The organism is Acinetobacter sp. BHS4 (assembly GCF_018454425.1).
In the GTDB taxonomy this organism is placed as follows: Bacteria; Pseudomonadota; Gammaproteobacteria; order Pseudomonadales; family Moraxellaceae; genus Acinetobacter; species Acinetobacter pittii.
This window is the reverse complement of sequence record NZ_CP075323.1, coordinates 2,673,017-2,699,127: the sequence shown is the minus strand read 5'-3', so window position 1 is coordinate 2,699,127 and position 26,111 is coordinate 2,673,017. Positions and strand designations below refer to the sequence as shown.

General features: G+C 40.1%; 22 protein-coding genes. 9 read left to right on the top strand and 13 right to left on the bottom strand.

The window, feature by feature from the left end; all coding sequences use genetic code 11:
• Positions 1 to 41: 41 nt before the first annotated feature.
• From KIP84_RS13015 to KIP84_RS13000, 4 genes are all read right to left on the bottom strand, one after another.
• Positions 42 to 761 (bottom strand): GntR family transcriptional regulator, encoded by a 720-nt coding sequence (locus tag KIP84_RS13015; RefSeq protein ID WP_046813644.1) that lies wholly within the window; start codon positions 759 to 761, stop codon positions 42 to 44.
• 55 nt (positions 762 to 816) lie between these two features.
• Positions 817 to 1,587 carry a nuclear transport factor 2 family protein gene (locus KIP84_RS13010; RefSeq protein WP_016802970.1) on the bottom strand — a complete coding sequence of 257 codons (771 nt, stop codon included), beginning with the start codon at positions 1,585 to 1,587 and terminating at the stop codon, positions 817 to 819.
• 28 nt (positions 1,588 to 1,615) lie between these two features.
• Positions 1,616 to 3,046: a gamma-aminobutyraldehyde dehydrogenase gene (locus KIP84_RS13005; protein ID WP_213688680.1), complete on the bottom strand. Its 1,431-nt coding sequence runs from the start codon at positions 3,044 to 3,046 to the stop codon at positions 1,616 to 1,618.
• Between the two features lie 328 nt (positions 3,047 to 3,374).
• Positions 3,375 to 3,797 (bottom strand): Lrp/AsnC family transcriptional regulator, encoded by a 423-nt coding sequence (locus tag KIP84_RS13000; protein WP_002001056.1) that lies wholly within the window; start codon positions 3,795 to 3,797, stop codon positions 3,375 to 3,377.
• A gap of 135 nt (positions 3,798 to 3,932) precedes the next feature.
• Between KIP84_RS13000 and KIP84_RS12995 the strand changes: the two genes are divergently transcribed.
• The 4 genes from KIP84_RS12995 (at position 3,933) to KIP84_RS12980 (ending at position 8,723) form a co-directional block, all read left to right on the top strand.
• Positions 3,933 to 5,168 (top strand): aspartate aminotransferase family protein, encoded by a 1,236-nt coding sequence (locus KIP84_RS12995; protein ID WP_213688679.1) that lies wholly within the window; start codon positions 3,933 to 3,935, stop codon positions 5,166 to 5,168.
• Positions 5,165 to 6,259: an arginine N-succinyltransferase gene (gene astA, locus KIP84_RS12990; protein WP_213688678.1), complete on the top strand. Its 1,095-nt coding sequence runs from the start codon at positions 5,165 to 5,167 to the stop codon at positions 6,257 to 6,259. The genes KIP84_RS12995 and astA overlap by 4 nt, the downstream gene beginning before the upstream one ends.
• A 398-nt stretch (positions 6,260 to 6,657) precedes the next feature.
• Entirely contained in the window at positions 6,658 to 8,121 is a 1,464-nt protein-coding gene (locus KIP84_RS12985) for an amino acid permease (protein WP_197738932.1), read from the top strand.
• 278 nt (positions 8,122 to 8,399) lie between these two features.
• Positions 8,400 to 8,723: a hypothetical protein gene (locus tag KIP84_RS12980; RefSeq protein WP_228308297.1), complete on the top strand. Its 324-nt coding sequence runs from the start codon at positions 8,400 to 8,402 to the stop codon at positions 8,721 to 8,723.
• Positions 8,724 to 8,774: 51 nt separating this feature from the next.
• On the opposite strand, the gene KIP84_RS12975 is transcribed toward KIP84_RS12980, so the two are convergent.
• On the bottom strand, positions 8,775 to 10,235 hold the full coding sequence (locus KIP84_RS12975) for a coniferyl aldehyde dehydrogenase (RefSeq protein WP_213688676.1): 1,461 nt from the start codon (positions 10,233 to 10,235) through the stop codon (positions 8,775 to 8,777).
• 129 nt (positions 10,236 to 10,364) lie between these two features.
• Here KIP84_RS12975 and KIP84_RS12970 point away from each other — a divergent pair, with 129 nt between their 5' ends.
• A complete protein-coding gene (locus tag KIP84_RS12970; RefSeq protein ID WP_213688675.1) occupies positions 10,365 to 11,435 on the top strand; it encodes an AraC family transcriptional regulator in 1,071 nt (356 codons plus the stop codon).
• A gap of 15 nt (positions 11,436 to 11,450) precedes the next feature.
• On the opposite strand, the gene KIP84_RS12965 is transcribed toward KIP84_RS12970, so the two are convergent.
• From KIP84_RS12965 to KIP84_RS12955, 3 genes are all read right to left on the bottom strand, one after another.
• Positions 11,451 to 12,347, bottom strand: a complete 897-nt coding sequence (locus KIP84_RS12965) for a DMT family transporter (RefSeq protein WP_001181009.1) — start codon at positions 12,345 to 12,347, stop codon at positions 11,451 to 11,453.
• Between the two features lie 124 nt (positions 12,348 to 12,471).
• Positions 12,472 to 14,019 (bottom strand): galactarate dehydratase, encoded by a 1,548-nt coding sequence (gene garD, locus KIP84_RS12960; RefSeq protein ID WP_213688674.1) that lies wholly within the window; start codon positions 14,017 to 14,019, stop codon positions 12,472 to 12,474.
• 70 nt (positions 14,020 to 14,089) lie between these two features.
• Positions 14,090 to 15,448, bottom strand: coding sequence for an MFS transporter (locus KIP84_RS12955; protein ID WP_047480210.1), 1,359 nt, complete (start codon positions 15,446 to 15,448; stop codon positions 14,090 to 14,092).
• Between the two features lie 285 nt (positions 15,449 to 15,733).
• On the opposite strand from KIP84_RS12955, the gene gudD reads away from it, so the two are divergent.
• From gudD to KIP84_RS12935, 4 genes are all read left to right on the top strand, one after another.
• Positions 15,734 to 17,068 carry a glucarate dehydratase gene (gene gudD / locus KIP84_RS12950; RefSeq protein WP_005129160.1) on the top strand — a complete coding sequence of 445 codons (1,335 nt, stop codon included), beginning with the start codon at positions 15,734 to 15,736 and terminating at the stop codon, positions 17,066 to 17,068.
• Positions 17,069 to 17,230: 162 nt separating this feature from the next.
• Complete coding sequence (gene kdgD / locus KIP84_RS12945) at positions 17,231 to 18,142, top strand: 5-dehydro-4-deoxyglucarate dehydratase (protein ID WP_000339250.1); 912 nt, start codon at positions 17,231 to 17,233, stop codon at positions 18,140 to 18,142.
• Positions 18,143 to 18,172: 30 nt separating this feature from the next.
• Positions 18,173 to 19,759, top strand: coding sequence for an aldehyde dehydrogenase (NADP(+)) (locus KIP84_RS12940; RefSeq protein ID WP_213688673.1), 1,587 nt, complete (start codon positions 18,173 to 18,175; stop codon positions 19,757 to 19,759).
• Positions 19,760 to 20,001: 242 nt separating this feature from the next.
• Positions 20,002 to 20,715: a FadR/GntR family transcriptional regulator gene (locus tag KIP84_RS12935; protein ID WP_000092890.1), complete on the top strand. Its 714-nt coding sequence runs from the start codon at positions 20,002 to 20,004 to the stop codon at positions 20,713 to 20,715.
• A gap of 64 nt (positions 20,716 to 20,779) precedes the next feature.
• Here the strand turns inward: KIP84_RS12935 and KIP84_RS12930 are convergent, their stop codons facing one another.
• The 5 genes from KIP84_RS12930 to KIP84_RS12910 form a co-directional block, all read right to left on the bottom strand.
• A complete protein-coding gene (locus KIP84_RS12930) occupies positions 20,780 to 22,531 on the bottom strand; it encodes a tannase/feruloyl esterase family alpha/beta hydrolase (protein WP_213688672.1) in 1,752 nt (583 codons plus the stop codon).
• Positions 22,532 to 22,564: 33 nt separating this feature from the next.
• Entirely contained in the window at positions 22,565 to 22,954 is a 390-nt protein-coding gene (locus tag KIP84_RS12925) for a PaaI family thioesterase (RefSeq protein ID WP_213688671.1), read from the bottom strand.
• A 40-nt stretch (positions 22,955 to 22,994) separates the two neighbouring features.
• Positions 22,995 to 23,531, bottom strand: a complete 537-nt coding sequence (locus KIP84_RS12920; RefSeq protein WP_064784974.1) for a DUF3237 domain-containing protein — start codon at positions 23,529 to 23,531, stop codon at positions 22,995 to 22,997.
• 57 nt (positions 23,532 to 23,588) lie between these two features.
• Complete coding sequence (locus KIP84_RS12915) at positions 23,589 to 24,839, bottom strand: OprD family porin (protein ID WP_213688670.1); 1,251 nt, start codon at positions 24,837 to 24,839, stop codon at positions 23,589 to 23,591.
• Positions 24,840 to 24,920: 81 nt separating this feature from the next.
• A complete protein-coding gene (locus tag KIP84_RS12910; protein WP_213688669.1) occupies positions 24,921 to 26,060 on the bottom strand; it encodes an acyl-CoA dehydrogenase family protein in 1,140 nt (379 codons plus the stop codon).
• Positions 26,061 to 26,111: the final 51 nt, after the last annotated feature.

Below are 26,111 nucleotides of genomic sequence, written 5' to 3'. Positions count from 1 at the left end.
TTTCTCACTCGATATTTTATAAGTGCTCTACTTTATTGTTTTTATTCAATAGATAACTTATATCGAAGCATTTGGTCTGTTAGCATCGAAATGATTTTTCGCGCTTGAATAACAGCATCATCTTCATTGCCTTGAACAAAAGATGATAAAAGTTGGTGGTGTTGAGCGACGACCAGTTGATGAAATTGATCATCTTGATAAAGCACTGCGATGAGCGGCGCCCATTCGGCTTGTATAGTTAACTCTTGATTTGCCAAGCGAGCTGATTGAGCAAAAGAGGTGAGTGTGAGCAAGCAACGTAAATCAAGTTGGGCACGAGTGTCTGCTTCAACGGCCTGTTCAAATTGATCGATAAGTTCTTTGATTTTGCCCAGTTCATATTCAGTGGTTCTTTGTGCTGCCAAATATGCAGCATGACTTAAAATTGCACTATGAAACTCGCCTAAATCAGCTAGATATTCATTGGAAGCTTGACGCAGAGGGTGCTTGTTTAAGAGTAAATCGGAAGGTAACTCGCAAACAAAGCTTCCGCCGTTTCGCCCACGTCGTGTATCAATCAAACCTTTTACGCGTAAAGTATTTAAAGCTTCACGAACTGTAATGGGTGACACTCCCATTAAGCGAGCTAGATCCGCTTCGTTAGGAAGCTGTTCATTGCTTTTGAGCAATCCAGAGATAATTGCATTTTCCAAGCGTTCTACAACTTGTTCCGATCGAGTTGCCTGAGCGATAGGTGCAAAAATTATCGTATATGCTGACATGGCGAATTCTCTAAAAGCTAAGTCAGAGACTTAGCTTAATGAAACGGATAAATGATTAAAACACGCCATATTGATGGACGGCCTGTTCATCTTCAGGCACAGCTGGTATTGCATCCCAAAGTTCAACAATTTTGCCATTATCTACACGCCATAATTCAAAATAGGCATGTCGATTTCCGGCAATACTTCCTTCGGAATGTGTCAAGACAAATTGACCATCAGCAATGGAGCGATGCGTTTTGGAGTATACCAAACCTTGTCCTTCATTACGGATATTGTTCAAAAAATCAATCACTGCCTTAACACCATCGCCAATATCTGGGCTATGTTGAATGAACTGATCGTCGTGGGTGTATTCTTTAAATGCTTCGTAGTTGCCATCAATTAATGACTTCTTAAAGAACGAGGTCACAATCTCGCGGTTTTTCTCTGGATCATGGTGAGTGACGATTTCAGTTGGACCATCTAGTTGGGTTCTACCACTCACATTCGGAGCTGCTTCTGCTACCAGTCCATCCCAATGTTCCACAATTTTGCCGTCTTTCACTCGGTAAATATCAAAGCCAACTAACGGGTTTTCATCTAATCCTTGAAAGCGGCCATGAATTGCAACCAAGTCACCATCTGCCAATACACGCACAGCTTCATGTTGCATGTCGGGGCAGTCTTCTACCAATTGGCGAAGGCCTGAAATGCCATTTGCAACCAGTGGTGAGTGCTCTATAAAGTCTTCAGAAAAATAACGATCCAGAGCAGTGGTGTCGTGCAAATTAAAAAGCTCGTGATGGGCTTTAGTCACCAAGTCTTTCATTTCTTGTTTATTCATTTTGATCTCCTTTCAAAACTCATTGTTATTATTCGTTTGAACTCATCACATGTTTAACTCGGGTATATTCTTCGAAACCGTAGCCAGATAAATCTTTACCATAACCTGATTTTTTGAAACCGCCGTGTGGCATTTCTGCGGTTAAAGGAATATGGGTGTTAATCCAAACTGTACCGAAATCGAGTTCACGAGACAGACGAGTTGCGCGGGCATGGTCTTTGGTCCAAACACTTGAAGCTAGGCCATATTCAACATCGTTGGCTTTTTCAATCGCATCATTTTCATCTGTAAATTTTTGAACGGTAATCACTGGTCCAAAAATTTCATTTTGAATGGCTTCGTCGTGTTGTTTTAATCCACTAATAACAGTCGGTTCAAAATAGAAGCCTGGACGGTCTGCCTGTTTCCCGCCCGTTTCAACTTTAGCGTGAGCAGGTAAGTTGTCGATAAAGGCTTTAACATTTTTCAATTGGTTGGCATTGTTAAGTGGGCCATAAAGTGCGTCTTGATCATCAGGTTCACCAAAACGGGTATTTTTTGCAGCTTCAACAAGTTTAGCTAAAAACTCATCATGAACTGCTTCAGCCACAATTACACGCGTTGCTGCAGTACAGTCTTGGCCTGCGTTGAAATAGCCCGTTAATGCAATCATTTCAACTGCTTTGTCGAGGTCAGCATCTTCAAAAACCACTACAGGCGCTTTACCACCAAGCTCAAGATGCGCTTTCGCTAGATTTGCTGCGGCAGAAGCTGCAACTTGTAATCCGGCACGAACTGAGCCTGTAATAGAAACGAGTGCAGGGGTCTTATGTGATACAACTTTTGAACCCACCTGAGCTTGGCCTAACACTACGTTAAATGCACCTTTAGGGAAAAATGGTGCAGCAATTTCTGCCAGTAAAAGCGTACTTTCAGGCGTCGTATCACTTGGTTTAAGTACTACTGTATTACCAGCGGCTAAAGCTGGAGCAATTTTCCACACCGCCATCATGAGTGGATAGTTCCACGGTGTAACTTGTCCAACTACACCGACAGGTTCGCGGCGAATAGAAGAGGTTAAACCTTCTAAATATTCACCTGAAGCAGTGCCATTGAGTAGGCGAGCAGCACCTGCAAAGAAGCGAACCTGATCTGCTGATGCACCTACTTCCTCAGATGCGATTAAATGTTTTAACTGACCCGTATTACGACTTTGCGCTTCAATCAAACGATCAGCATTTGCTTCAATAGCATTTGCTAAATTCAGTAATGCTTTTTGACGAGTCGAAGGTGTACTGCGTCCCCAAATTTTAAATGCTTCTTTTGCAGCGGCATAAGCTGCATCAACTTCTGCCTCGGTTGCATTCGGTGATTGTGCATAAACTTCACCAGTCACTGGGCTGACCAAATCGAAATAATCATTTCCTTTGCTAGCAAGATATTCGCCGTTAATGAAGTGTTGTAGTTGAGTTTTAGCCATTTTTTATACCTTGTCCTTAGGTTTTAACATATAACATATAATACTATATGTATTATGTTTTAAATTTTCTGTCAAATGCTTTGATGAGGGGAGTAAGTGAAAAAAGTTGGAATTTAAATCAAATTGGATTTTAAGTTTTTGATTTGATTGTTTAAAAAATATTAAAAATTTATTGAAGATTTTTAGGAGAGGTTGATTGTCGTACTAGTTTAGTAGATTTGATGAAAGATAATTGAATAATTTTCTAATCGAGAGCAGCTTGAGGAGCCAAGATTTATACTTAGCTCATCAATTTCGAGTTCTTATTTATTGAAATTAAATTGAATGATTAGGTTTTATGACTCGCAAGCAGAATGCTGGTTTCACTATTATAAATACCTGAAATATTCCTGATTCTTTCTAAAACTTTATCGAAGTTCTCTAAAGTGTCAGAGCGTAGCTCGACCAAAATATCCCATTTGCCATTCGTTTTATGTAGACATTCCACGGCACTTTCTAGGCGTAATTCTTTAATCACAGACTGCGCTTTGGTCCCTTCAACCATAATGCTCATCCATGCACGGATGACGTTGCGTTCAGCATTCGGTTTAAAACGAACCGTATATCCGGTAATAATGCCCGAAGACTCCAGATACTCCATTCTCTTCTTGATAGTTGCTCTTGAAACGTGAACTTTTTCGGCTAACTCGGTAACAGACATCCGTGCGTTATCTTTAAGTAAACCTAAAATAATTTGATCAATGTTATCCATATTGTAATTGTCAATTATCAAATTGGTAAAAATTAATTCATTTTTGACTGAATTACAAATTTTGTGAATCAATTTGATTTTGAATAATAGGGGCATCGGTTAAGCCTAATAATTCAATTTAATGGACTAGATAAGATGAATAATTTTGCAGTTTCTCGTAATGACTTTAACGAGTGGATGGTTCCAGTTTTTGCACCGGCAAATTTCATCCCGGTACGTGGCGAAGGTTCACGTATTTGGGATCAAGAAAATAAAGAATATATCGATTTTGCAGGCGGGATTGCAGTAAATGCATTAGGTCATGCGCATCCAGTGGCAGTAAATGCTTTAACAGAACAAGCAACAAAACTTTGGCATGTCGGTAACGGTTATACAAATGAACCTGTTCTAAGTCTTGCAAAACAACTCACTGAAAATACATTTGCAGATAAAGTATTCTTCTGTAACTCAGGTGCAGAAGCGAATGAAGCGGCATTAAAACTAGCTCGTAAAGTTGGACTCGACAGTGGTGTTGCTGGCAAAAGTGGTATTGTGGCATTTAACAATGCGTTCCACGGCCGTACCTTATTTACCGTTTCGGCGGGAGGTCAACCTAAATATTCACAAGACTTTGCACCTCTTCCAAATGGCATTAACCATGTTGCCTTTAATGATTTAGAAGCTGCAAAAGCAGCCATTAATGAGCAAACATGTGCTGTTATTGTTGAGCCGATTCAAGGTGAAGGCGGCGTTATTCCTGCTGACATCGAATTTTTAAAAGGCTTAAGAGCACTGTGTGATGAGTTTGGTGCCTTACTTATTTTTGATGAAGTACAAACTGGTGTTGGCCGTACAGGTGCACTATATGCCTACATGAACTCTGGCGTTATTCCAGATGTATTAACCACTGCAAAAGCATTAGGTGGTGGTTTCCCAGTCGGCGCAATGTTAACAACCGATAAGTTTGCTCCGCATTTTTCGGTCGGTACACATGGTACGACTTATGGTGGTAACCCGTTAGCAAGTGCGGTTGCTGGTGCAGTATTTGAGTTTATTAATACACCTGAAGTACTGAATGGCGTTAAAGAGCGTCATGACTACTATAAAAACGCTTTAAATAAATTAAATGAAAAATATGAAGTCTTTAAAACGATTCGCGGTGAAGGCTTATTGATTGGTTGTGCGTTAAAAGATGAATTCGCTGGTAAAGCAAAAGACATCAATAACCTTGCGGGCGAAGAAGGTTTACTGAGTCTGATTGCTGGTCCAAATGTTGTACGTTTTACACCATCTTTAATTATTCCATTTGCCGATATTGATGAAGGTTTAAAACGCTTTGAACGTGCGCTTGCTCGCTTTGTAGAAATTCAAAAGGATGAACAAGCAGCATGATGATTATTCGTTACATCGAACCTAAAGATGTTAATGACCTTTACCTATTGGCTCAAAAAGCGGGTTTTGGTTTGACATCTTTGCAGCCAAATATGGAAAAGTTGGCTGCACGTATTGAACGGGCCTGTAAAACAGTAGCAGGCGAACTCCCTAAGGCAGATCAGGTTTACCTATTTGTTTTAGAAGATACTGAACTCAACAAAGTTGTCGGTGTTTGCGGTATTGAAGTCGCACTTGGTTTAAAAGAGCCTTGGTATAACTTCCATGTAGGAACACAAGTTCATGCTTCTGAACCGTTAAGTGTTTATAACGCTTTACCGACTTTGTATTTGAGTAATGACCATACCAACTGTAGTGAGCTTTGTACTTTATTTTTAGACCCTGACTATCGCTTAAATAAAAATGGCAAGTTTCTATCTAAAGTCCGTTTCTTATTTCTTTCAGCATTCCGTCAATATTTTGAAGAAACGATTGTTGCCGAAATGCGCGGATATTCTGATGAAAATGGACAATCACCATTTTGGAACGCAGTAGGTCATAAGTTTTTTAATATTGAATTTACCAAAGCCGATTACTTAAGTGGTGTCGGGCAAAAGGCTTTTATTGCTGAGCTGATGCCAAGACATCCACTCTATGTCGATATGTTGCCGGACGATGCTAAAGCTGCGATTGGCATTGTTCACCCAAATACTCGACCAGCCTACAATCTCTTGCTTGAAGAAGGACTGCGCTACAAAGGCTATGTCGATATTTTTGATGGTGGTGCAACGCTGCAAGCAGATATCGAAAATTTACGGGCAATTAAAGAAAGTCAGTCTGTAACGGTTCAAATTGAACAACCTGAAAATATCGCTGTAGGGGATGAAGCTTATATTTTGGCTAATGATGACTATGAAAATTATCGCGCCATTCTTGTGTATAGCCAGCCTCATCAGAACATATTGCAGTTAACAAAAGAACAGGCAAACCAATTGAATGTCGAAAATGGCTCTTTAGTTCGGGTGCTAAGTGTTCACATTAAACAAGTTTCGAGTCCAGAAGTGGTCAATAAACTCAAAGCCACTGAACATTTTCGAATGGCTGTTAATTAAGCGGAAATTACTATACATTTCACCAAATTTAAGAAGGAATAATATATTATCGCTAGCGCAAGATGGGTATATGGATAAATACAATCTTGCTCGCTGAGCTGAGATTAATTAGCCTGTTTTTCTTTATAAAAGTTAAATCAATAAAATATTTAATTAGTTTATATATTTTAAATATTTATCGAAATTATATTTTGGAAATCAGGCTAATATAATAATGAAGGAAAGGAATGATGAATAATTTTTATTGTTATAGGTGATGGCTTTTAAAAAGGAATTTATAAGGTCTTAAGTGATTTAATAATATTTTAGAATGATTTAATGGACTAAATTAATAATCATATAATTTGTTTATTATTAAAGCATTTACGACAGTTGCTATAAATTGGAGTAAATATTACATGAGTAAGAATAACGGAAAGCAGTTCTTGGAAGGAGATCTTCTTGGTAGTCAACATATGACTGAGCAAGAAGAAGAGAAATTGCAGCGCTCATTGACAAATCGTCATATTCAGATGATCGCAATCGGTGGTGCAATTGGTACTGGATTATTTATGGGTTCCGGGAAAACATTAAGTGTTTCGGGTACTTCAATTGTTTTAACCTATTTAATTATTGGTTTTTTCTTTTTCTTCGTAATGCGGGCAATGGGTGAATTGTTGCTTGCGAATACCAATTTTAAAACATTCGCCGATTTTGCAACGGCTTATCTCGGTCCATGGGCGGGGTTTTTCCTTGGTTGGTCGTACTGGTGTAACTGGATTATTACTGCGATTGCCGATGTGATTGTGATCGGAGGGTACATGCAGTTTTGGTATCCCGATTTACCCGTCTGGATTCCAGCATTTACATCATTAGCGATCTTGACCATACTCAATTTTGTGGCCGTTCGATTGTTTGGTGAACTCGAGTTTTGGTTCTCACTCATCAAAATTACTGCAATTATTCTATTTATTTTGGCTGGTATTTATTTAATTGGGACTGGATTTACTTCACCAAATGGTGTTAAGGCCTCGATGAGTCATTTGTTTGAAACAGAATCGATGTTTCCTTATGGTGTAACCGGTTTCTTGGCTGGCTTCCAAATTGCCATCTTTGCATTTGTGGGTATTGAGCTGGTTGGTACGACTGCTGCAGAAACTAAAGACCCGCATAAATCACTTCCAAAAGCGATTAACTCTATTCCTTTACGCATTTTATTATTCTACGTAGGCGCATTGGTTTGTATTATTGCGGTCACATCTTGGGCAAAAGTTTCACCAGAAAAAAGTCCATTTGTAGAAATGTTTACTTTGGTCGGGTTACCAATTGCGGCAGGTTTAATCAACTTTGTTGTTGCGACTTCGGCTTTATCTTCTGCAAATAGTGGGATCTTTGCGACTAGCCGGATGCTATACGGTTTGGCTTTAGACAACGATGCACCTAAAAGCTTTAGCAAATTATCAAAAAGAAAAGTTCCAATTAGAGGACTCATATTTTCAATGGCGTGCGTAACGGTTGGAACATCTATTTTATTTATTGTTCCAAATGTCATGACAGCATTTACGATTATTTCTGCGCTGACTTCAATTTTATGTATTTTTACATTCATGTTGATTGTGCTTTCATATATTTATTATCGTAAGAAAAGCCCTGAACTACACATTCAGTCAAAATATAAAATGCCGGGTGGTTTATTTATGGCATGGATGACCATGTTATTTTTAGTATTTACTATCGTAATTTTGGCTTTAGACCATGATACTTTAATTGCATTGGAGTGCTCACCAATCTGGTTTATTGGTTTATTTATTGCTTATAAATATAAAAAGAAAAAGATGTTGCAGCTTGATATCTTAAAAGCACAAAAGGTTGATTATATTTAAGCTAGAAGATGAAATGCTTTTAAAGCTAGGCGTGTGTCTAGCTTTTTTATTTTTAAAATAATAATTTTTAGTTAAGATAATTTGTTTATGATTCCAACATTTAGCAGCAAACTTACTCAGAAAATTTTTGTAAAGTCTGAAATGTTTTTCAGGATTTTAAATATAGTCATAAATATTAAAATGAATTAAATTGATTTTAAAACTAAAGATTACAAAGTAAAAGGAATGGTAATCCCATGATACTTAAGTGTAATGATAGTAATTTGTACGATTTTACTATGGGGAAAAGATATATATGTTTTGGGATGCAATTTAATGAATATCGAAATGAAACAAATGTATCCGTTCGCCGTGATTCAGATGGTATCCCTGTTATTGTAGAAATTTCTAAATTTGAAATAATTAATCCTAGTATACCTGAAGGTTGGGAAATTTCATTTTATAGACAGGAAGATACTATAACGACGACTATTGAACCTAAAGAATTTAGTGGAGAATTTTGGGATGACTATCATGATGGGAATCCTAAAATGGAAAAATTATTTGAAGATACTTATTTAAAGATCTGTAAATTTCATAATTTTTCTATTACGTCCGGTTGATTAATTAAAAGCCAATAAAAAAGCCTCATAACGAGGCTTTTTCTATACTATTTATTTAATACTTGGATCACCTTTTTTCAAGAAAAAGCGAATTGCTAACTTTTGTAGGAATGTTCCATAAGGAGGGTGGAAAAGCTGAGTCGGGAAAAATCGATGACGAATAAATACAGTTTTTGCATGTGAAAGTTCACGGAAACCTTCTTCACCATGATATGACCCCATACCTGAGTTGCCGATACCACCAAAAGGAGCATCGTGGTTAACTACATGCCAACCCCAGTCATTGATGGTCACGCCACCTGAATGAGTTTCACGCAAAATACGATCACGTTCTACTGAACTATGCGTAAAGCAATAAAGCGCTAAAGGTCGTTCGTCCGATTTTACATAGGTAATCGCATCATCTAAAGAATCATAAGCCACCACAGGTAAAATAGGGCCAAAGAGTTCTTCTTTCATAATCCGCATGTCTGGCGTGCAATTCAGCACAATCTGTACAGGCATCCTACGGCCTTGTTGGTCAAAGCTGTAAGTGTCACAAGGAACAATACGTGCACCTTTTTCTTGTGCATCGGTCAAAATATCTTGAATACGTTTTAAATGACGGTCATTTACAATCGATGTGTAATTCTCATTGTTTGTGATGTTTTGACCAAACATTTTTATAAAGCTGGATTTTGCTGCATCCACAAACTCATCAATACTTTCTTTAGGAACCAACGCATAGTCAGGTGCTACACAGATTTGACCACTGTTTGTTGCTTTACCATGCGTAATACGTTTTGCCGCATCGGCAAGCGGGTAGTTGCGGCTTACAATTGCAGGAGATTTACCGCCTAATTCGAGTGTAACAGGTGTTAGATTTTCAGCAGCCGCTCGCATGACGACCTTGCCAATCGCAGGAGAGCCAGTGAAGACAATATGGTTAAATGGCAAAGTGGTGAATCTTGCTGGGTCTGTAATTTCTTCACCAAATACGGCCACTTCATCTTCATTAAAGACTTCAGCCAGCATGCGTCGAAGCATTGCATTGGTATTCGGTGTAATTTCAGGCAGTTTAATCATGACTCGATTGCCCGCAGCTAATGCGGCAATGAGTGGGCCAAGTGCTAAATAAACGGGGAAGTTCCAAGGAACAATTACACCAACCACGCCTTTAGGTTGGTATTGCACACTTAAACGGTTTGATAAAAATAAAAGCTCGGTACGGCGTTTGCTTGGGCGCATCCAGCGGCGTAAATGATGAATCGCATGATCAGCCTCTAACACAGAACCAAGCAGATCTAATAGTTTAGATTCATCAAGTGATCTAGAACTAAAATCGGAATTAATCGCAGCAGCTAAAGCATCTTGATAACGGATAATTTGTTTTTTAAGTTGATGCAGTTTTGTGCGACGTGCTTCAAGACTTGGATAGGGATCTGCCTCAAAATTGGCACGTTGTTTGGAAAAAATAAGTTCCATATGTTCAGTGGCAGAGCCGCTATATTCTTTTAAAGTGGAGCGTTCCATTATTGTTCCTTCCATACTTTTGCTTATCATACTTTATGCTTGAAGCGTCGTATGGTCGATGTTAAATTGAGACAACAAGAGGTAGTTTAGTGCCATTATGCACGTCACTCTAGGGATGGTGTGAATTAAATGCCTAATAATGTTTATAAAAATACAAATGCGGTTATCGAAGGAAACTATGATAATACTTCCTTAGGCGCCAATACATATTTGCTAGGTTTGACCAGCTTATTTGATGAAATGGGTTCGCAAGGCCATTCAATATCAGATGTTTTATCGGGTACAAATATTTCAATAGTTGAGATAAATCAATCCTCTTTATATATTTCTCAAGTTCAAAAAATTCAGCTATTTCAAAATATTCAAAAGCTATCTCACGATCCCTTAATTGGTCTGCGTGCAGGACAAAAGCAGCGACTGTCAGATTTTGGGGTATATGGCTATGCGTTATATTCCTCACGTAATTTTAGACAAGCGGTAGAGCTTGGCATTCGACACATTAAGCTTGCAGGACCTATTTTAAAGAAGTCTTTTTATATTCGAGATGATGCTGCCGTTTTTGAAGGGCAGGACATTATTGCGCTTGGTAAGCTTCTGCCTTTGGTATGCGAGTTTTGGTTTAGCTCAATGCAGACTTTAATTGAACGGGTACTTGAAGGACCATTTCAAGCGAAGAAGCTTTTGTTGCCCTATCCAGCGCCTGACTATGCAGAAGAATATGAAAAAGTTTTTCATTGTCCCGTTCAGTTTAATGCAGGGGTAATGCAATGGCACTTTGATTTAAAGTGGCTCGATGTACCTTGTCCAAATGCCAACCCGATTACTGCGGACATGTGTAAGTCATTTTGTGAGCGGATGCTAGGCGCTGCTGAACTTGAAGAGCCTGAGCTGGTGAAAACGATTCGTTTAATATTATTGGATGGAACGGGGCTTTTTCCATCGGCTCAAGAAATGGCTGAACGCTTACATATGTCAAAGCGTACCTTACATCGGCGCTTGGCAAGTTTTGATTTAACCTATCAAGAACTGTTAGATGAAACTCGGCGCCGTCTTGCCGATGAATATTTGCGAGAAACAACTTTAACCGTAGATGAAATTGCTGAGAGAATTGGCTTTTCAGATACTTCTAACTTTCGAAAAGCCTACCGTCACTGGACAGGCATTTCACCAAATGAGTATCGAATACAGTACCTAAATTAGATTAAGGTTTGTTTGTTATTTAAATCGAGAAAGTAACTTTTTCTGCAAAAATGGATTACAGAGCAAAATCGCAAATAAAATAATAAATATGCCGATAATGCTAAACAGATCAGGTAATTCATGCCAAAAAACAAATCCCCAAATTCCTGCAAAAATAATGGCAATATAGTTCATTGGGCCAATTTGTCCCGCTGGTGCTAGGCTGTAAGCATAAGACATAAACAGTTGACTTATATTTGCTAAAAGTCCTGCGGCAATGAGTAATGCTAGTTCATGCCAAGTGAAAATACGCCAATGCCAGAACATTGGAATAGAGGAAATTAAACTACCAAAAACACAGAAGTAAAAAACGATACGTTCAGGTGGCTCTGTACTGGTTAAAGCTCTTACGGTGACAAAAGCCATTGCTGATAAAAAGCATGCACCCAAGCCAATAAAAGACAATGCGTTAAATAGACCTTGGTCGGGTTTAGCCACAAATAAAACCCCAATGAGTCCAATCACAGCGGCAAAAATCATCGATTTGGTAATTTTTTCTTTTAAGAAAAGCCATGCAATCAGTGGAATAAAGATAGGAGATGAATAACTAAAAACCATGGCGTTCGATAGTTTTAAGTTCGCAATGGCATAGAAAAAACCATACATGGCGGCTAGGCCGACAATACTTCGCCACGTATGCATCCAGAGTTTATCGGTTTTAATAAAATCTAGCCCCTGTTTAAAGAGCATCGGAATAAAAATAAATAAACCTACAGCATTTCTAAAAAATACGACGGTCGCATTGTCTACCGTTTCTGAAGCAAAACGAATGCACACTCCCATAATGGAAAATAATAATGCTGATGTCATAAGACAAAGCAGTGCTTTTCCAAGTTGAGTTGAGGGGAGATTTGAAGCAGTCTGATTTTGCATAGAGAAATGAGTTTTTGGTTTTCGATGTTATTTTAGCAGCGATGTTAAGTTTTGGTGAAATGTGTCGTAATTAATATGGGAAATAAGAAAGATGAGGTGATATAACCTCATCTTATAAACCTTATTAGGTCACGGGTGCTGGGTTAAATACAGCGAGTGAGTTATGAATACCCCAACGGTCCGACCACGTTTGCTGCTCACCACTAGCCACTTGTAAAATCAGTTCAAAAAGTTCCCAGCCCACGTCTTCAATGGTTTTCTTCCCAATAGCTATATCGCCGGCACTGATATCAATCAGGTCATACCAACGGTTTGCAATATTGTTTCGGCTTGCCATTTTAATAACCGGCACAGCTGCCAGCCCATAAGGTGTACCGCGGCCTGTGGTAAAGACTTGGACCGTAATTCCAGATGCCATTTGCTGCGTACCACAGATAAAGTCACTTGATGGCGTTGCTGCAAAAATTAATCCTTTTTTAGTCGGTCTTTGACCCGGTGCGAGAACTTCTACAATCGGTGAGCGGCCCGATTTGGCGATCGATCCCATCGCTTTTTCTACAATGTTATTTAGTCCACCTTTTTTATTACCCGGTGTGGTATTGGCACTTCGGTCTACTTGGCCTGCTGCTAAGTAGTCATCGTACCATTTCATTTCTCGAATTAGATCTTTGGCAACTTGTTCATTTACTGCGCGTGGAGTAAGTAGGTGAATGCCATCGCGGACTTCTGTAACTTCCGAAAACATGACGGTGCCGCCACATTGCACAATTAGGTCAGCTGCGAAACCAACGGCAGGGTTAGAGGTGACTCCCGAAAATGCATCACTCCCACCACATTGCATGCCTACAACTAAATTAGAAGCTGGAACTTTTTCTCGAGTACGTTGATTAAGCTTTTCAAGGTGTTGTTCTGCCACGGTTAAAATATGGTTCACCATACTTTCAAAACCGTTGTGGCGTTCATCTTGCAACTGAATAATATCTTCGTTTGCTAGGGGAATATATTTGTTTTCTTTGGGAATATTTAAAAGTCGTTCGGGTTGCATTTTTTCGCAGCCCAGACTTATAACCATAATTTCTCCACCAAAATTAGGGTTGAGTGCAAGGTTATGTATGGTACGAATAGGAACAATTGCAGCGGGTGCATCAATTGCTACACCACAACCATATAAATGGTTTAATCCAACTACACCATCTACATTTGGATATTTTGGAAGTAAATCGCGCTCAATAATTTTAACGACATAATCGACAATACCCTCTACACAGTTAACACTGGTCGTAATACCTAAAATATTCTTTGTGCCGACGCTACCATCCTTATTTTTATAACCTTTAAATGTATATCCGCTCAAGGCTGGAAGGTTTGGATCAGGACGAGTTGCTAACTCAAGATCATCTAGCTCAGGTGCCTCAGGCATTTGGGTAACGGCTTCATTTACCCATGAACCCGCGGGTAAATCTTTATTGGCATAGCCAATAATTTCCCCATAACGAACAATTGCTTCACCTTGCTTTAACGGCTCCAATAAAACCTTATGTCCTTGTGGTACCTCATCAACCAAGGTGAGTTGGTATTCTTCAATATATGTAGAGGATGGTAAGCCACCGTCATTGACTACAATGGCTACATTATCGAGAGGACTGATTCTTATTAGGAGAGGCTTCAGCATGATCGTTCCTTGTATACATTTGAAGAGAGGTCATAACGCTTAAGTTAGTTAAGCGTTATGGTGTAAAGGTTTAAGAGGTAGGTTTTAACTCGAAGCGTTGAATCTTGCCGACAATAACGGTATAGCAAATGACAGCTGCGATGGCATGTACACCGACATAAGTTAATGCAAGGTTGAAAGAACCAGTACTTGCCAAGATATAGCCGATCACAATTGGGGTCACGATTCCTGCCGTATTACCAAATGCATTCATCATTCCACCTGATAAACCAACCATTTCTTTTGGTGCAACGTCAGACATCACAGCCCAACCTAAAGAGCCAATTCCTTTACCGAAGAATGATAAGGACATAAAGAATACGATTGCTGCTTGAGAGTCGACGTAATTACACATAATGATTGAGGTTGAGACCAAGAAGCCGACGACGATAGGGAGCTTTCTCGAAAAGCTTAAGCTGTAATTCATTCGAATTAACTTATCTGAAATTAAGCCACCTAAAATTCCGCCTACAAAGCCACAGAGTGCTGGTGCAACCGCTGCAAAACCCGCTTCTAAAATGCTGAGATGTCTTTCTTTGACAAGGTAAACAGGGAACCAAGTCAAGAAAAAATAGGTCAGTGTATTTACACAATATTGACCAATAAAAATACCGAGCATCATACGTGAAGCAAGCAGTTGTTTAACTTTACTCCAAGTAATTTTCTCTTTTTTAGCGTTTTGGCTGTTTTCGCCCATATCGAGTAAAGCACCTTCTGAAGCAATGTATTTTACTTCTTCAGGATTTACTGTTGGATGATTGGTCGGGCTATAAATGACCTTGAGCCAGATAAAGGAAAGAATGATTCCTAAACCACCCATGACCCAGAAAATAGACTGCCAGTGGACGGTTGCAACAAGCCAGCCCATGAGGGGAGCGAAAAGTACGGTCGAGAAATAAGAGGATGAGTTAAAAATGGCAGCGGCAGTTCCACGTTCTTTGGTTGGAAACCATGCAGCAGCAATTTTACTGTTACCCGGAAAAGCAGGTGACTCAGACAAACCGACTAAAAATCTGAGTATAAAGAGTGAAGTAATGATGGTCGCAGTATCACCTAAAATGTCGGTAAAACCGATTAAAACAGTGAACAAAGACCATAAAAACAGGCTCCAGAAATATACACGGCGAGCACCAAACTTATCGAGTAGCCAGCCACCTGGAATTTGACCAATCACATAGGCCCATGCAAAGGCCGAGAAAATATATCCCATAGTGACTGAGTCAATTCCCAGTTCATGAGACATTGGCGTTGCTGCCATTGAGAGAGTTGCACGATCACCGTAATTAAAAGCCGTGACCAAAAAAATCATCGCAAGAATGTAATAGCGAGTTTTTGTATGCTTGGCTCTTTGCTGAGTCACTACAGCAATATTTGTTTGCAGATTATCCATATACAAACTCTTTTTAATAATCGACCTATTTGCATATCCGTGAAATAGGTGACGTCATGTCAAATTCATCGATAGAATAGATGAGAAAACGGAATGTTGTATCTACTCTATAGTCCTAATTCTAAAACCGCGCCTTTAGATGTATGACATCATATGATTAAAAATATTATTTTGGCAAGTAGGCTCGAAAAATAATTTTTGTGCGAGTTTATATTGACAAGTTGTCTGATGTCTTATAAGTTTTGGTGATGAAAAAATAGTATCAGTATGCCAAGGAGTATTTTAATGGCGACCTCTACACCTATTGTTAAATCGATTCGAGCAATCCCTGTTGCTGGGCATGATAGTATGCTGCTCAATTTGAGTGGTGCCCATGGACCTTATTTCACTCGTAATATACTCATCATTGAAGATAACTCTGGAAATATTGGTGTAGGTGAAATTCCAGGCGGAGAGAAAATTTTAGCGACATTAAATGATGCTAAAGCCTTAGTAGAAGGACAACCGATTGGTGAATATAAAAACTTGCTCAAAAAAATTCAGCAAACTTTTGCCGATCGTGACAGTGGTGGTCGAGGCAATCAAACCTTTGATTTACGTACCACAATTCATGTTGTAACGGCTTATGAGTCAGCATTACTTGATTTGCTGGGCAAGCATTTAAATGTGAATGTCGCAAGCTTACTAGGTGAAGGCCAGCAACGTAGTGAAGTTGAAGTATTAGGATATTTATTCTTTATCGGCGACCGAAAACAGACTTCATTAGACTATGCGACTACACCTCAACATAACCATGATTGGTATAAAGTCCGTCATGAAAAAGCGTTAACACCTGAGGCTGTGCAGCGTTTAGCAGAAGCATCTTATGACCGTTATGGGTTTAAAGACTTTAAATTAAAAGGTGGTGTATTACAGGGCGAACAAGAAGCCGAAGCTGTTACAGCTATCGCGCGCCGTTTCCCGGATGCACGTGTGACGCTTGATCCAAATGGTGCGTGGTTTTTAGATGAAGCAATTGCTTTAGGTAAACATTTAAAAGGTGTGCTGGCCTATGCGGAAGATCCGTGTGGTGCAGAGCAAGGTTATTCAAGCCGTGAAATTATGGCTGAGTTTAAGCGAGCAACGGGGTTACCGACCGCCACGAATATGGTTGCGACCGACTGGCGGGAAATGTCGCATAGTATTCAATTGCAAGCTGTTGATATTCCTTTAGCTGACCCGCATTTCTGGACATTGGAAGGTTCGGTGCGTGTTTCTCAGTTATGTAAAATGTATAACTTAACGTGGGGATCGCATTCAAATAATCACTTTGATATTTCCCTTGCCATGTTTACCCATGTTGCAGCGGCTGCCGTGGGTAATGTGACTGCAATTGATACGCACTGGATTTGGCAAGAAGGTACAGATCAACTGACTAAAGCACCGCTTGAAATTAAAGACGGTAAAATTCAGGTACCAACAGCACCGGGACTTGGGGTTGAGCTGGACTGGGACCGAATTAATCAAGCCCATGAACTGTATAAATTAAAAGGTTTAGGGGCTCGTAATGATGCCGATGCGATGCAATTTCTAATTCCTAATTGGACTTTTAATAATAAAAAGCCATGTTTGGTTCGTTAATCTGACTCGATTCGTATTTAAATATTGAATTGATAGCTGTCCTTTGGGGCAGCTTTTTTATTGCTATAAAAAAATTAATTTTAAAAAGAAAAAAGATATTGAAAGAAATTAGATTGATGATGTAAGATGTCTGACAACATAAACATGTATGGAAACTTGCAAATGGATGCTCTTGAGTTAAAAAACATTATTTCTGATGGTTTACTGTCTTTCCCAGTAACAGATTTCGATCAAAACGGAGATTTTAATAAGTCTTCTTATGCAAAACGTCTTGAGTGGTTAGCTCCATACGGCGCAAGTGCTTTATTTGCTGCAGGTGGTACAGGTGAGTTTTTCTCATTAACTGGCAATGAATATTCTGAAGTAATTAAAACTGCGGTAGATACATGCAAAGGCAGTGTACCGATTATTGCTGGGGCAGGTGGTCCGACACGTCAGGCGATTGAACAGGCAAAAGAAGCAGAGCGCTTAGGTGCACACGGTATTTTGTTAATGCCGCATTACTTAACTGAAGCAAGCCAAGAGGGTTTAATTGAACACGTTAAGCAAGTATGTAATTCAGTAGACTTTGGCGTAATTTTTTATAACCGTAGCGTATCAAGATTAAATCTCGATTCGATCCAAAAGTTAACTGAGATGTGCCCGAACTTAATCGGTTTTAAAGACAGCTCTGGCCAAATTGATATGATGACGGCAGTGACTCAGACTATTGGAGACCGTTTGTCATATTTAGGTGGCTTGCCGACAGCAGAAGTTTTTGCAGCGCCATATAAAGCCTTAGGTTGCCCAGTTTACTCGTCAGCTGTATTTAACTTTATTCCAAAGACTGCTATGGAGTTTTATAACGCGCTTCGCAGTGATGACTTTGAAACAACCAATCGTTTGATTAAAGATTTCTTCTTGCCACTGATTAAAATTCGCGACCGTAAATCAGGTTATGCGGTAAGCATGATTAAAGCAGGTGCCAAAATTGTTGGGCATGATGCAGGTCCTGTGCGTCCACCATTAAGTGATTTAACTCAAGCAGACTATGAAGATTTGGCTGCTCTCATTGCGACACTTGGTCCGCAATAATTCTAACTGTTTAGGTATTGGAGCTTTAAAATGAGTAAAAATAACGGTCGGCAGTTTATTAATGGTCAACGCGTTGCTGTAAATGCGCCAGCTTTAGAAAGTATAGGTGCAAAAGACTATCAGCCAACAGGTTATGTATTTAGTCAGGCAACACTTGAAGAAGTAGATCAGGCTGCTCAAGCTGCACATAACGCTTTTTTAGTTTATAGCCAAACGACTCAAGAACAACGTGCCTCTTTTCTTGAAGAAATTGCTCGCCAAATTGAAGCATTAGGTGCCAACCTGCAAGAAGTCGCTTCACTTGAAACAGGTTTGCCACTTGCTCGTCTTCAAGGGGAGACAGGCCGTGTTACTGGACAGCTAAGACTATTTGCTGAACTTTTACGCCGCGGCGATTTTTATGGTGCCCGTATTGATGTGGCATTGCCAGAACGTAAGCCTTTGCCGCGTGTCGATTTGCGTCAATATAAAGTTGGGGTAGGACCAGTTGCCGTGTTTGGTGCAAGTAATTTTCCACTTGCATTTTCAACTGCAGGCGGTGATACCGTAGCTGCTTTAGCAGCAGGGTGTCCGGTTGTCTTTAAAGCACACTCTGGCCATATGGCGACTGCTGAGCTTGTTGCAGAAGCCATTGAAAAAGCAATTGATGTTTGCGGTATGCCTAAAGGTACATTCAATATGATTTTTGGTGGCCGTATTGGTGCAAACTTGGTAGAACATCCACTCATTCAGGCAGCTGGTTTTACAGGTTCACTTGAAGGAGGAATGGCACTTTATAACCTTGCGCAGAGCCGTCCTCAGCCAATTCCATTCTTTGCTGAAATGTCGAGTGTGAACCCTGTGGTGGTTTTACCTGAAGCACTTCATTCACGTGGTGAACAGATTGCACAAGATACGGTTGCTTCTTTTAATATGGGTTGTGGCCAGTTCTGTACAAAACCAGGTCTAATTTTAGGTATAAAAGGCCCCGAGTTTGACCGCTTTATTACAGCTTTAGCTGAAAACACGCAGAAAGCCGTACCTCAGGTTATGTTGAATGAAGGTACTTTAAAAAGCTATCGAACTGGTATTGATGCATTAATAAATGAAGCTGGTTTTGAGGTCATTGCATCGGGTCGGGAACCTGAGTTGGTTTCTCAAGCAAAAGCACATCTATTTAAAGCGGACCAATCTGTTTTATTGTCAGGTAACCCAAAACTACAACATGAAGTTTTCGGACCGATGTCGATTGTGATTGCGGTCGAAGATGAAGCCACTCTGTTGAAGGGTATTGAAGCTTTAGGTGGACAGCTTACAGCAACCATTATTGGTGATGAAAATGAATTGTCTAAGGCAGGCGAGCTTCTTGATTTGTTAACCCGTAAAGCTGGCCGTGTATTGTTTAACGGTTTCCCGACAGGGGTAGAGGTATCGGATGCTATGGTACATGGTGGTCCTTTCCCTGCAACTAGTGATGCACGCGGAACTTCGGTAGGTACGGGAGCGATTGAGCGTTTCTTGCGTCCGGTATGTTTCCAAAATACACCACAAGTTTTATTACCAGATGCATTAAAAGATAGTAATCCACTACAGATTACTCGTCTGGTCAATGGGCGGTTAAGTCAGGCCCAAATTTAAAAATGGTGCAGCTTAATCAAGAGTATTGAGCTGCATATTTTTTAACTTATTCAATGAATTGTTAAATATTTAAATAAGCACAAATTGCTTACTTTTTAAATATGAGTAGTGGTTTAATAAGTGAGAGAAAATATTTTATTTTTAATAACTTAGGGATCTAAAAACCGAATATGACTATCGGCTAAGTTTATAGTAAAATGAATTTTATAATTTTTTTCAACATTTCATGAGTTCTTCAGATTATGTCTAGCGCAATTAAACCTAGATCAACAAAAAAACTAAGCCAGATTATTGTAGAACAACTGATCGAAAAAATTCAGTCTGGAGAATTTAAAGTTGGAGAAAAGATCCCGACCGAACTTGAATTAATTGAAACTTTTGAAGTAAGCCGTTCTGTCATTCGCGAAGCAATTACTGAGTTGCGTTCATTAGGATTTGTCGAGACTCGTCACGGAATTGGTACTTTTGTCAAAGAGCAGACAGTTGAGCAAAATTTTCTGTTGTCTAATGCCAGTTTAGAAACCATTAATGACATTATTTCCTTGCTTGAGCTTAGGATTAGTCTTGAATCTGAAGCTGTCTTTTTAGCATCTGAGCGCCGTAAGCAAATCCATATTGATAAAATGAAAGCTGCGCTTGAAGACTTTGAACGACATATTTCTTCAGATGCAAATGATGGTACGGTAAAAGCTGACTATGATTTCCATATTGCCATTGCTGAAGCTTCTGAAAACCAATATTTCGTTGATTTTTTAAAGTATCTTGGCGAAAAAATTATTCCACGTGCACGTGTTAAATCTATTGAGCAAAGTCCTGAAAATCGCGAAGAATATTTAAAAGCGGTTCACCATGATCATGTCAATATTTATAACGCAATTGTCGATCAGGATGGTTTGTTGGCTAGACAAATGATGCGAGCTCATTTGTCTAAAAGTATTAAAAAGTTTAAGCAGTAAAGCTTGAGCTAAGATTAAGATAAAAAAGAGAGCCTGTTAAGCTCTCTTTTAATTTTATAGGGTGCTATTTACAGCTAAAGTTTTCAGCTTTTTCGCTATCACCTTGACCATTGTAACGGGCAATCAGTGGGTAAGGGCAAAGTGGACGAGTACGGTCAGGCGCCCAATCTTGAGGAAGTTCAGTATTCACTTGTCCACTCGGGTTACCTGCGCCGCGTGCGGTTGCAATGATTTTGTCAGGTGCTTGCCCATATTCCACCCAGTTAACTAAAGCAGTCAATGCATCAAATTGGTCGGTAGCAATGCCATCACGGGTATGGTTCATGCCCGGAACTCTAAAGAAACGTGCAAATTCAGGTGCTGTACCTTTTGCATCATTTTTATAGTGTTGTAGCAGTTGATCGTACCAATTTTGGGTGTCATCGACAGAGAAAACGCCGTCTGCTGTGCCTTGTACCACAATCATTTTTCCACCGTGATTACGGAGTTTATCTAGATTAAGTTCATCTGGTGGCATCATGAAAGACATCGAACTTTCAGTATAAACATCATTGGTTGCCGATAGTTTTGGATAGTCGGTATCGAAGTTAAAATTAAAGGCAAATTGTCTAGAATTTTGAGTCACAGTTGGGTCTGGTGGAACCTGAAAAAGAATGCCGACTGCAACGGGGTCACGTGCTGTTCCCACCGAAGATTCAAATTTCCAGCTTGCCCAGTTACTGCCGACTAAACCAGGGTCGAAAGGCTGGGGTGCATAGAGCGCTTGTCCAGCCGAATTTACAGGGCCACGATAAATGTTGGCTAATACATCAATTTGTTCGGTACTTAAACAAGTACCATTTCTTGTGCTTGAGCAAACGGGTACATCTTTGTGAATATCAAAAGCAGTACGGCAAGCCTCAACATCTTGAACAAGTCCATCTGCAACTCCGTCTAAGGTATCGCATCGATCTAAAATCGCTTTTGCTAATAATTTACGCTCTGAAAGAGTGAGGGCGGTACTTAAATCATTTTCATCTGTTGCGACACGACGAAGCTGTTGTGCTGTGTAGAGTTGAGCCGCGGCTGCACGTGGTAGGTGAAAACCCGGTGTGCTTGCTAAAATTCCATCATATTGATCACCTAAACGGGTTGCTGCAATCATGGCGTGTCGCCCACCATTAGATGTACCGCCTGCATAGGAGCGGTCTGGCAATTTACCATATGCGGCTTTAATTAGATTTTTTGCCATAGGCGTGAGTTTGGTAATCGCACCGTAGCCGTAGTTAATTCTGGCTTGAGGGTCTAAACCAAACATTGGATTTTGTGAAGCATTATGTCCAGCATCGGAAGAAATAACCGCAAAACCATCATGCAGGGCATTGGTCAGTGGACCACCGCTACCGACCTGACCTGTTGCAGGGACTAAATTACCATCGGTTCCGCCATTGCCTTGATAGAGGAAACGGCCGTTCCAGTCTATTGGTAAGCGCATTTCAAAACCAATTTGATAAGTTTGTCCATCGACAGGGCTTACCCGTTGATCCATATAACCTTTGACCAAACAATGTGCGCCAATCGGTTTGTTGGCGACAGTCAATGTGCCTGCTTCTTGAAGGGTGGCAGAGCTAATGACAGTATTATTGTACTGAAATCCGAGTAAGTCTGAACAGCTTCCTGTCATTTTTACGCCCACAGCCGGAGACAACTGAGGTGGTTTTGTTGTTGAGGGAACCGTTGTGTCATCATTATCACTTCCACAGCCTGTCAAAGCGCCAAGCATGGCAAGTACTAAAGCGGAGTGGGTCAAAATTCGTTTATTGTTGGTGTAATTCATTTATTCATATCCTTATTGAATGAATGGTCGCAATTAGTCTAAAACCAGAAAATTAGCTGTGCTTCGTGCAATCATTTTGTTGTTTTGCCAAGCTTCACTTTCGAGATTCAGTACCGTTTTTCCTTGTTTAATGAAACGGCATTTTGTAATAACTTCGCCCACAGCACAGGGCCTTAAAAAATCCATCGTTAAATTGATGGTGGTAGCGGGTTTATGGTCATTGGCGAGATATGCAAAAAGTCCCATCACGTCATCAAGCATGGCGCAGATCATGCCGCCTTCAACGGTGCCGCGTGGATTAGTAAAGCTTTCTAGGGTTGTGTAATGGATGTTAAGTTCAGTGTTTTGGTCATTCCAATGGATATTATGTCCACCCAAATGGTGATGGATGGGCGGTAAGTGTTCTAAAGTTTTTTGATCCATAATGAAGGCTCCATCCTTTTTGTAAGTGTTATAAAAATTATTATTTCAAGGTGTAGGCATCATAAATAACCGCTTTGCCCAAGCGCATTGCACTACCTACCGCAACGGTCTGGTTAAGCCATGAATATTTAGGTGAGCTGGTTTCAAACTGCATGGTAATTTTGAAATAGTAATTTTTCGGGTCGACATCTTTGCCTTGGGCAAGCTGTTTTAGTGTTTCTGCCGAGCCATGGCGGTAACCTTTGGTTTGAAGATAAATAAGTGCACCGTCATCGGTTTCTAACAAATATCGTGTATCAATAATGGCTAGTCCTTTACTGTCGACAATTTGCCAATCTGCGCCATTATTTAAAATGCGGCCCTTAAGTGATTTGCCCTCGAATGTCCCACCTGTAATGGGAATAATTCGGCGTTTACCTGCATCACTGGTGGTGCCTAACTCCCAAACAGGCGCATTTAGATCAACACTAAATTTTGCTAAAGGCTCAAGCTGAATAGGTGGCGGGCTATATTGTGTTTCGGCATGAGTTAAGGCAATGAGACAAATTCCGCAGAGTAGCGTTACAACTTTCTTCATGATGAATTTCCCGAAATAAAAAGAGGTTCTATGTGTGACAGAACCTCTCGTTTTGAATTATTTAAATTTCCATGTGTAGTCAATGTTGATACGGGTTTCGTTGACAGGTTTAATATTTGCTGTAGAGAGCATGTTATTGTCATAAATGGCATAACGCGCGCGTAACCCTAGATTTTTCAACCAGCCACTTTGAACTGTGTAGCCTAAATCAAAGTCTGTTTCGCGCTCTTTTAAATTGGTACCGCCTAAGTTAGGTGCATAAATATTGTGACCTGTGGTGTAACGAGTCATAAAACGTAAACCCGGTACATAATCTTTAAAGTCATATTCATAACGGAAGCTATAGGCTTTTTCTTTTGGGTTTAAAAACTCACCCGGCCATGTGTCAATGAGAAGCCCAGTTTCACCTCCAGTCAAATACGGAAAGGCGGTGTCGCCGTGATGTTGGAAAGTTCCAAAAATAAATTTATGGTTTTGATGTTTAAGTTCGAAATGCGCATGATAGAGGTCATTATCGACTAAGCCTGCTTTTGCTTGTCCGTCATCTCGGCTGCGGTAGTAACGTAATTGCGAGCTAAAATTAGTGGTGTCATTAATTTTGTGTTGATGTAAAGCACCGACCATGGTTTGGTTATAAAGATCATCAACGTCCATATAAAAAGCGGTGAGCTTGAGTGCGGGATTAAACTGATAGTTTCCACCTAAGTAATAAAGCCCATCAGTTTCGGCACTTTTAAATCGTCCATTCACCCCTGAAATTTTAATTTTTTCATAGTTGGTTGAATCACGATGATTCACTTTATCGAGGTAGGCTGCCTGTAAATCAAAATCTTTAATATCTTTACTGGTCAGTGAAATTCCTCGATAGGTTTGAGGAAGCAAACGAGCAGGTGACGCTACTAAAACAGGGTTCATTGGCATTAGCGTACCAATGCGTAGCTCGGTTTGGCTCATTTTTGCTTTTGCTGTGACCCCAATTTCGCCATAAGAGTCAGTGGGTTCATTGGTACGCGTGTCTCTAGGTAAGTTTCCTGTACCGCCATGCTCTGCATCGGCATCAAGTTTAAAACCCGCCGTTGCAAGCACATCCAGCCCAAATCCGACAGTCCCTTCGGTATAACCTGAATTGGCTTTGAGAATAAACCCTTGTGTCCAGTCCTTGGCAGCAGGGTAAGCAGATTGCTCTTGATAGTCGCGGTCAAAATAGAAATTTCGCGTGGTGAGTTCTACTGAGCTATTGTTAATAAAATTGCCAGCCCACACTGAACCAGAGAGCATGAGGGTAGAGTACATCCATAATTTCGACATAGCATTTCTTCCTGAAATAACATTTTTTTGTTTTAAACAAGGCATAGTTGTTGTGTCTGCCTTGTTTGGTTTTAAATCGAATTATTTTCCGAGCAGTTCTCGGGCCACGATTTCTTTCATAATTTCATTGGTTCCCCCATAAATTTTTTGTACCCGTGCATCCACAAAAAAGCGTGAAATCGGATATTCCTGCATGTAACCGTAGCCACCAAAAAGCTGAAGTAATTGATCAATCACTTCACATTGGACATCGGTAATAAAACATTTCAATGCAGCAACTTGGGTTACGCTTAACTGGTGTTGTTGATAAAGCGCTGCACATTGGTCTACAAAAGCTTGAGCGGCTTTTGCCTTAATTTGCGCGTTTGCGAGTACAAATCGCGTGTTTTGCATTTGGCTTAAAGGTTGCCCGAAAGCTTTACGCTCTAGTACATAGTCTTTGGTGATTTCGATGGCGCCTAAAATTGACCCCAAAGCCATCATTGAAATGCTTAAACGTTCGCGAGGTAACTCTTGCATTAAATAGGCAAAGCCTTGTCTTTCTTCACCCAAACGCTGAGTTGCAGGCACACAAACATCATCAAAAAATAGTTCAGCTGTATCTTGGGCATGTAACCCGATTTTTTGCAAAGAGCGACCTTTTTTAACGCCGTCTAATGCAGCATCAACTAGAAAAATCGAAATACCTTTTGCTTTGGCTTGTGGATCAGTTTTTGCCACCAGAACAATCAGGTCGGCATGCAAACCATTTGAAATAAAAGTTTTTGAACCATTCACACGATATTGGTCATTTTCTAAAATCGCTTGAGTGCGTATGGCTTGTAAGTCTGAACCAGCATTGGCTTCGGTCATGGCAATTGCAGTGACGACTTCACCTGTCACCATTTTGGGTAACCAATAACGTTTTTGCTCTTCAGTTCCAATATTTTGCAGATAAGGTGAGACCAACTCATTTTGCCCGCCAATGGCAACCGCTAAAGATGCAAAACCAGCTTGAGCAGTTTCTTGAACCAGCATGAGTGAGTAATGAACAGGAGCACCGTAGCCACCATATTCTTCGGGTACATCGACGCACAAAAAGCCATTTTCCCCAAGACGAAGCCATAGATCACGCGGGATGAGGCCATCGTGTTCCCACTGTTCATAATACGGAGCAACCTGTTCTTTTAAGAACCTGCGGTAGCTGTCTCGAAATAGTTCAAATTCTGTATCGTGTGGCATGTTGAACCTTTTTTTAGGCAAAAGTGAGGCTAAGGCCCAAAGCGAAGTTTG

Coding starts and splice junctions, on each gene's coding strand:
- KIP84_RS13015 (WP_046813644.1), bottom strand. CDS start 761: ATGTCAGCATATACGATAATTTTTGCACCTATCGCTCAGGCAACTCGA.
- KIP84_RS13010 (WP_016802970.1), bottom strand. CDS start 1,587: ATGAATAAACAAGAAATGAAAGACTTGGTGACTAAAGCCCATCACGAG.
- KIP84_RS13005 (WP_213688680.1), bottom strand. CDS start 3,046: ATGGCTAAAACTCAACTACAACACTTCATTAACGGCGAATATCTTGCT.
- KIP84_RS13000 (WP_002001056.1), bottom strand. CDS start 3,797: ATGGATAACATTGATCAAATTATTTTAGGTTTACTTAAAGATAACGCA.
- KIP84_RS12995 (WP_213688679.1), top strand. CDS start 3,933: ATGAATAATTTTGCAGTTTCTCGTAATGACTTTAACGAGTGGATGGTT.
- astA (WP_213688678.1), top strand. CDS start 5,165: ATGATGATTATTCGTTACATCGAACCTAAAGATGTTAATGACCTTTAC.
- KIP84_RS12985 (WP_197738932.1), top strand. CDS start 6,658: ATGAGTAAGAATAACGGAAAGCAGTTCTTGGAAGGAGATCTTCTTGGT.
- KIP84_RS12980 (WP_228308297.1), top strand. CDS start 8,400: ATGGGGAAAAGATATATATGTTTTGGGATGCAATTTAATGAATATCGA.
- KIP84_RS12975 (WP_213688676.1), bottom strand. CDS start 10,235: ATGGAACGCTCCACTTTAAAAGAATATAGCGGCTCTGCCACTGAACAT.
- KIP84_RS12970 (WP_213688675.1), top strand. CDS start 10,365: ATGCCTAATAATGTTTATAAAAATACAAATGCGGTTATCGAAGGAAAC.
- KIP84_RS12965 (WP_001181009.1), bottom strand. CDS start 12,347: ATGCAAAATCAGACTGCTTCAAATCTCCCCTCAACTCAACTTGGAAAA.
- garD (WP_213688674.1), bottom strand. CDS start 14,019: ATGCTGAAGCCTCTCCTAATAAGAATCAGTCCTCTCGATAATGTAGCC.
- KIP84_RS12955 (WP_047480210.1), bottom strand. CDS start 15,448: ATGGATAATCTGCAAACAAATATTGCTGTAGTGACTCAGCAAAGAGCC.
- gudD (WP_005129160.1), top strand. CDS start 15,734: ATGGCGACCTCTACACCTATTGTTAAATCGATTCGAGCAATCCCTGTT.
- kdgD (WP_000339250.1), top strand. CDS start 17,231: ATGGATGCTCTTGAGTTAAAAAACATTATTTCTGATGGTTTACTGTCT.
- KIP84_RS12940 (WP_213688673.1), top strand. CDS start 18,173: ATGAGTAAAAATAACGGTCGGCAGTTTATTAATGGTCAACGCGTTGCT.
- KIP84_RS12935 (WP_000092890.1), top strand. CDS start 20,002: ATGTCTAGCGCAATTAAACCTAGATCAACAAAAAAACTAAGCCAGATT.
- KIP84_RS12930 (WP_213688672.1), bottom strand. CDS start 22,531: ATGAATTACACCAACAATAAACGAATTTTGACCCACTCCGCTTTAGTA.
- KIP84_RS12925 (WP_213688671.1), bottom strand. CDS start 22,954: ATGGATCAAAAAACTTTAGAACACTTACCGCCCATCCATCACCATTTG.
- KIP84_RS12920 (WP_064784974.1), bottom strand. CDS start 23,531: ATGAAGAAAGTTGTAACGCTACTCTGCGGAATTTGTCTCATTGCCTTA.
- KIP84_RS12915 (WP_213688670.1), bottom strand. CDS start 24,839: ATGTCGAAATTATGGATGTACTCTACCCTCATGCTCTCTGGTTCAGTG.
- KIP84_RS12910 (WP_213688669.1), bottom strand. CDS start 26,060: ATGCCACACGATACAGAATTTGAACTATTTCGAGACAGCTACCGCAGG.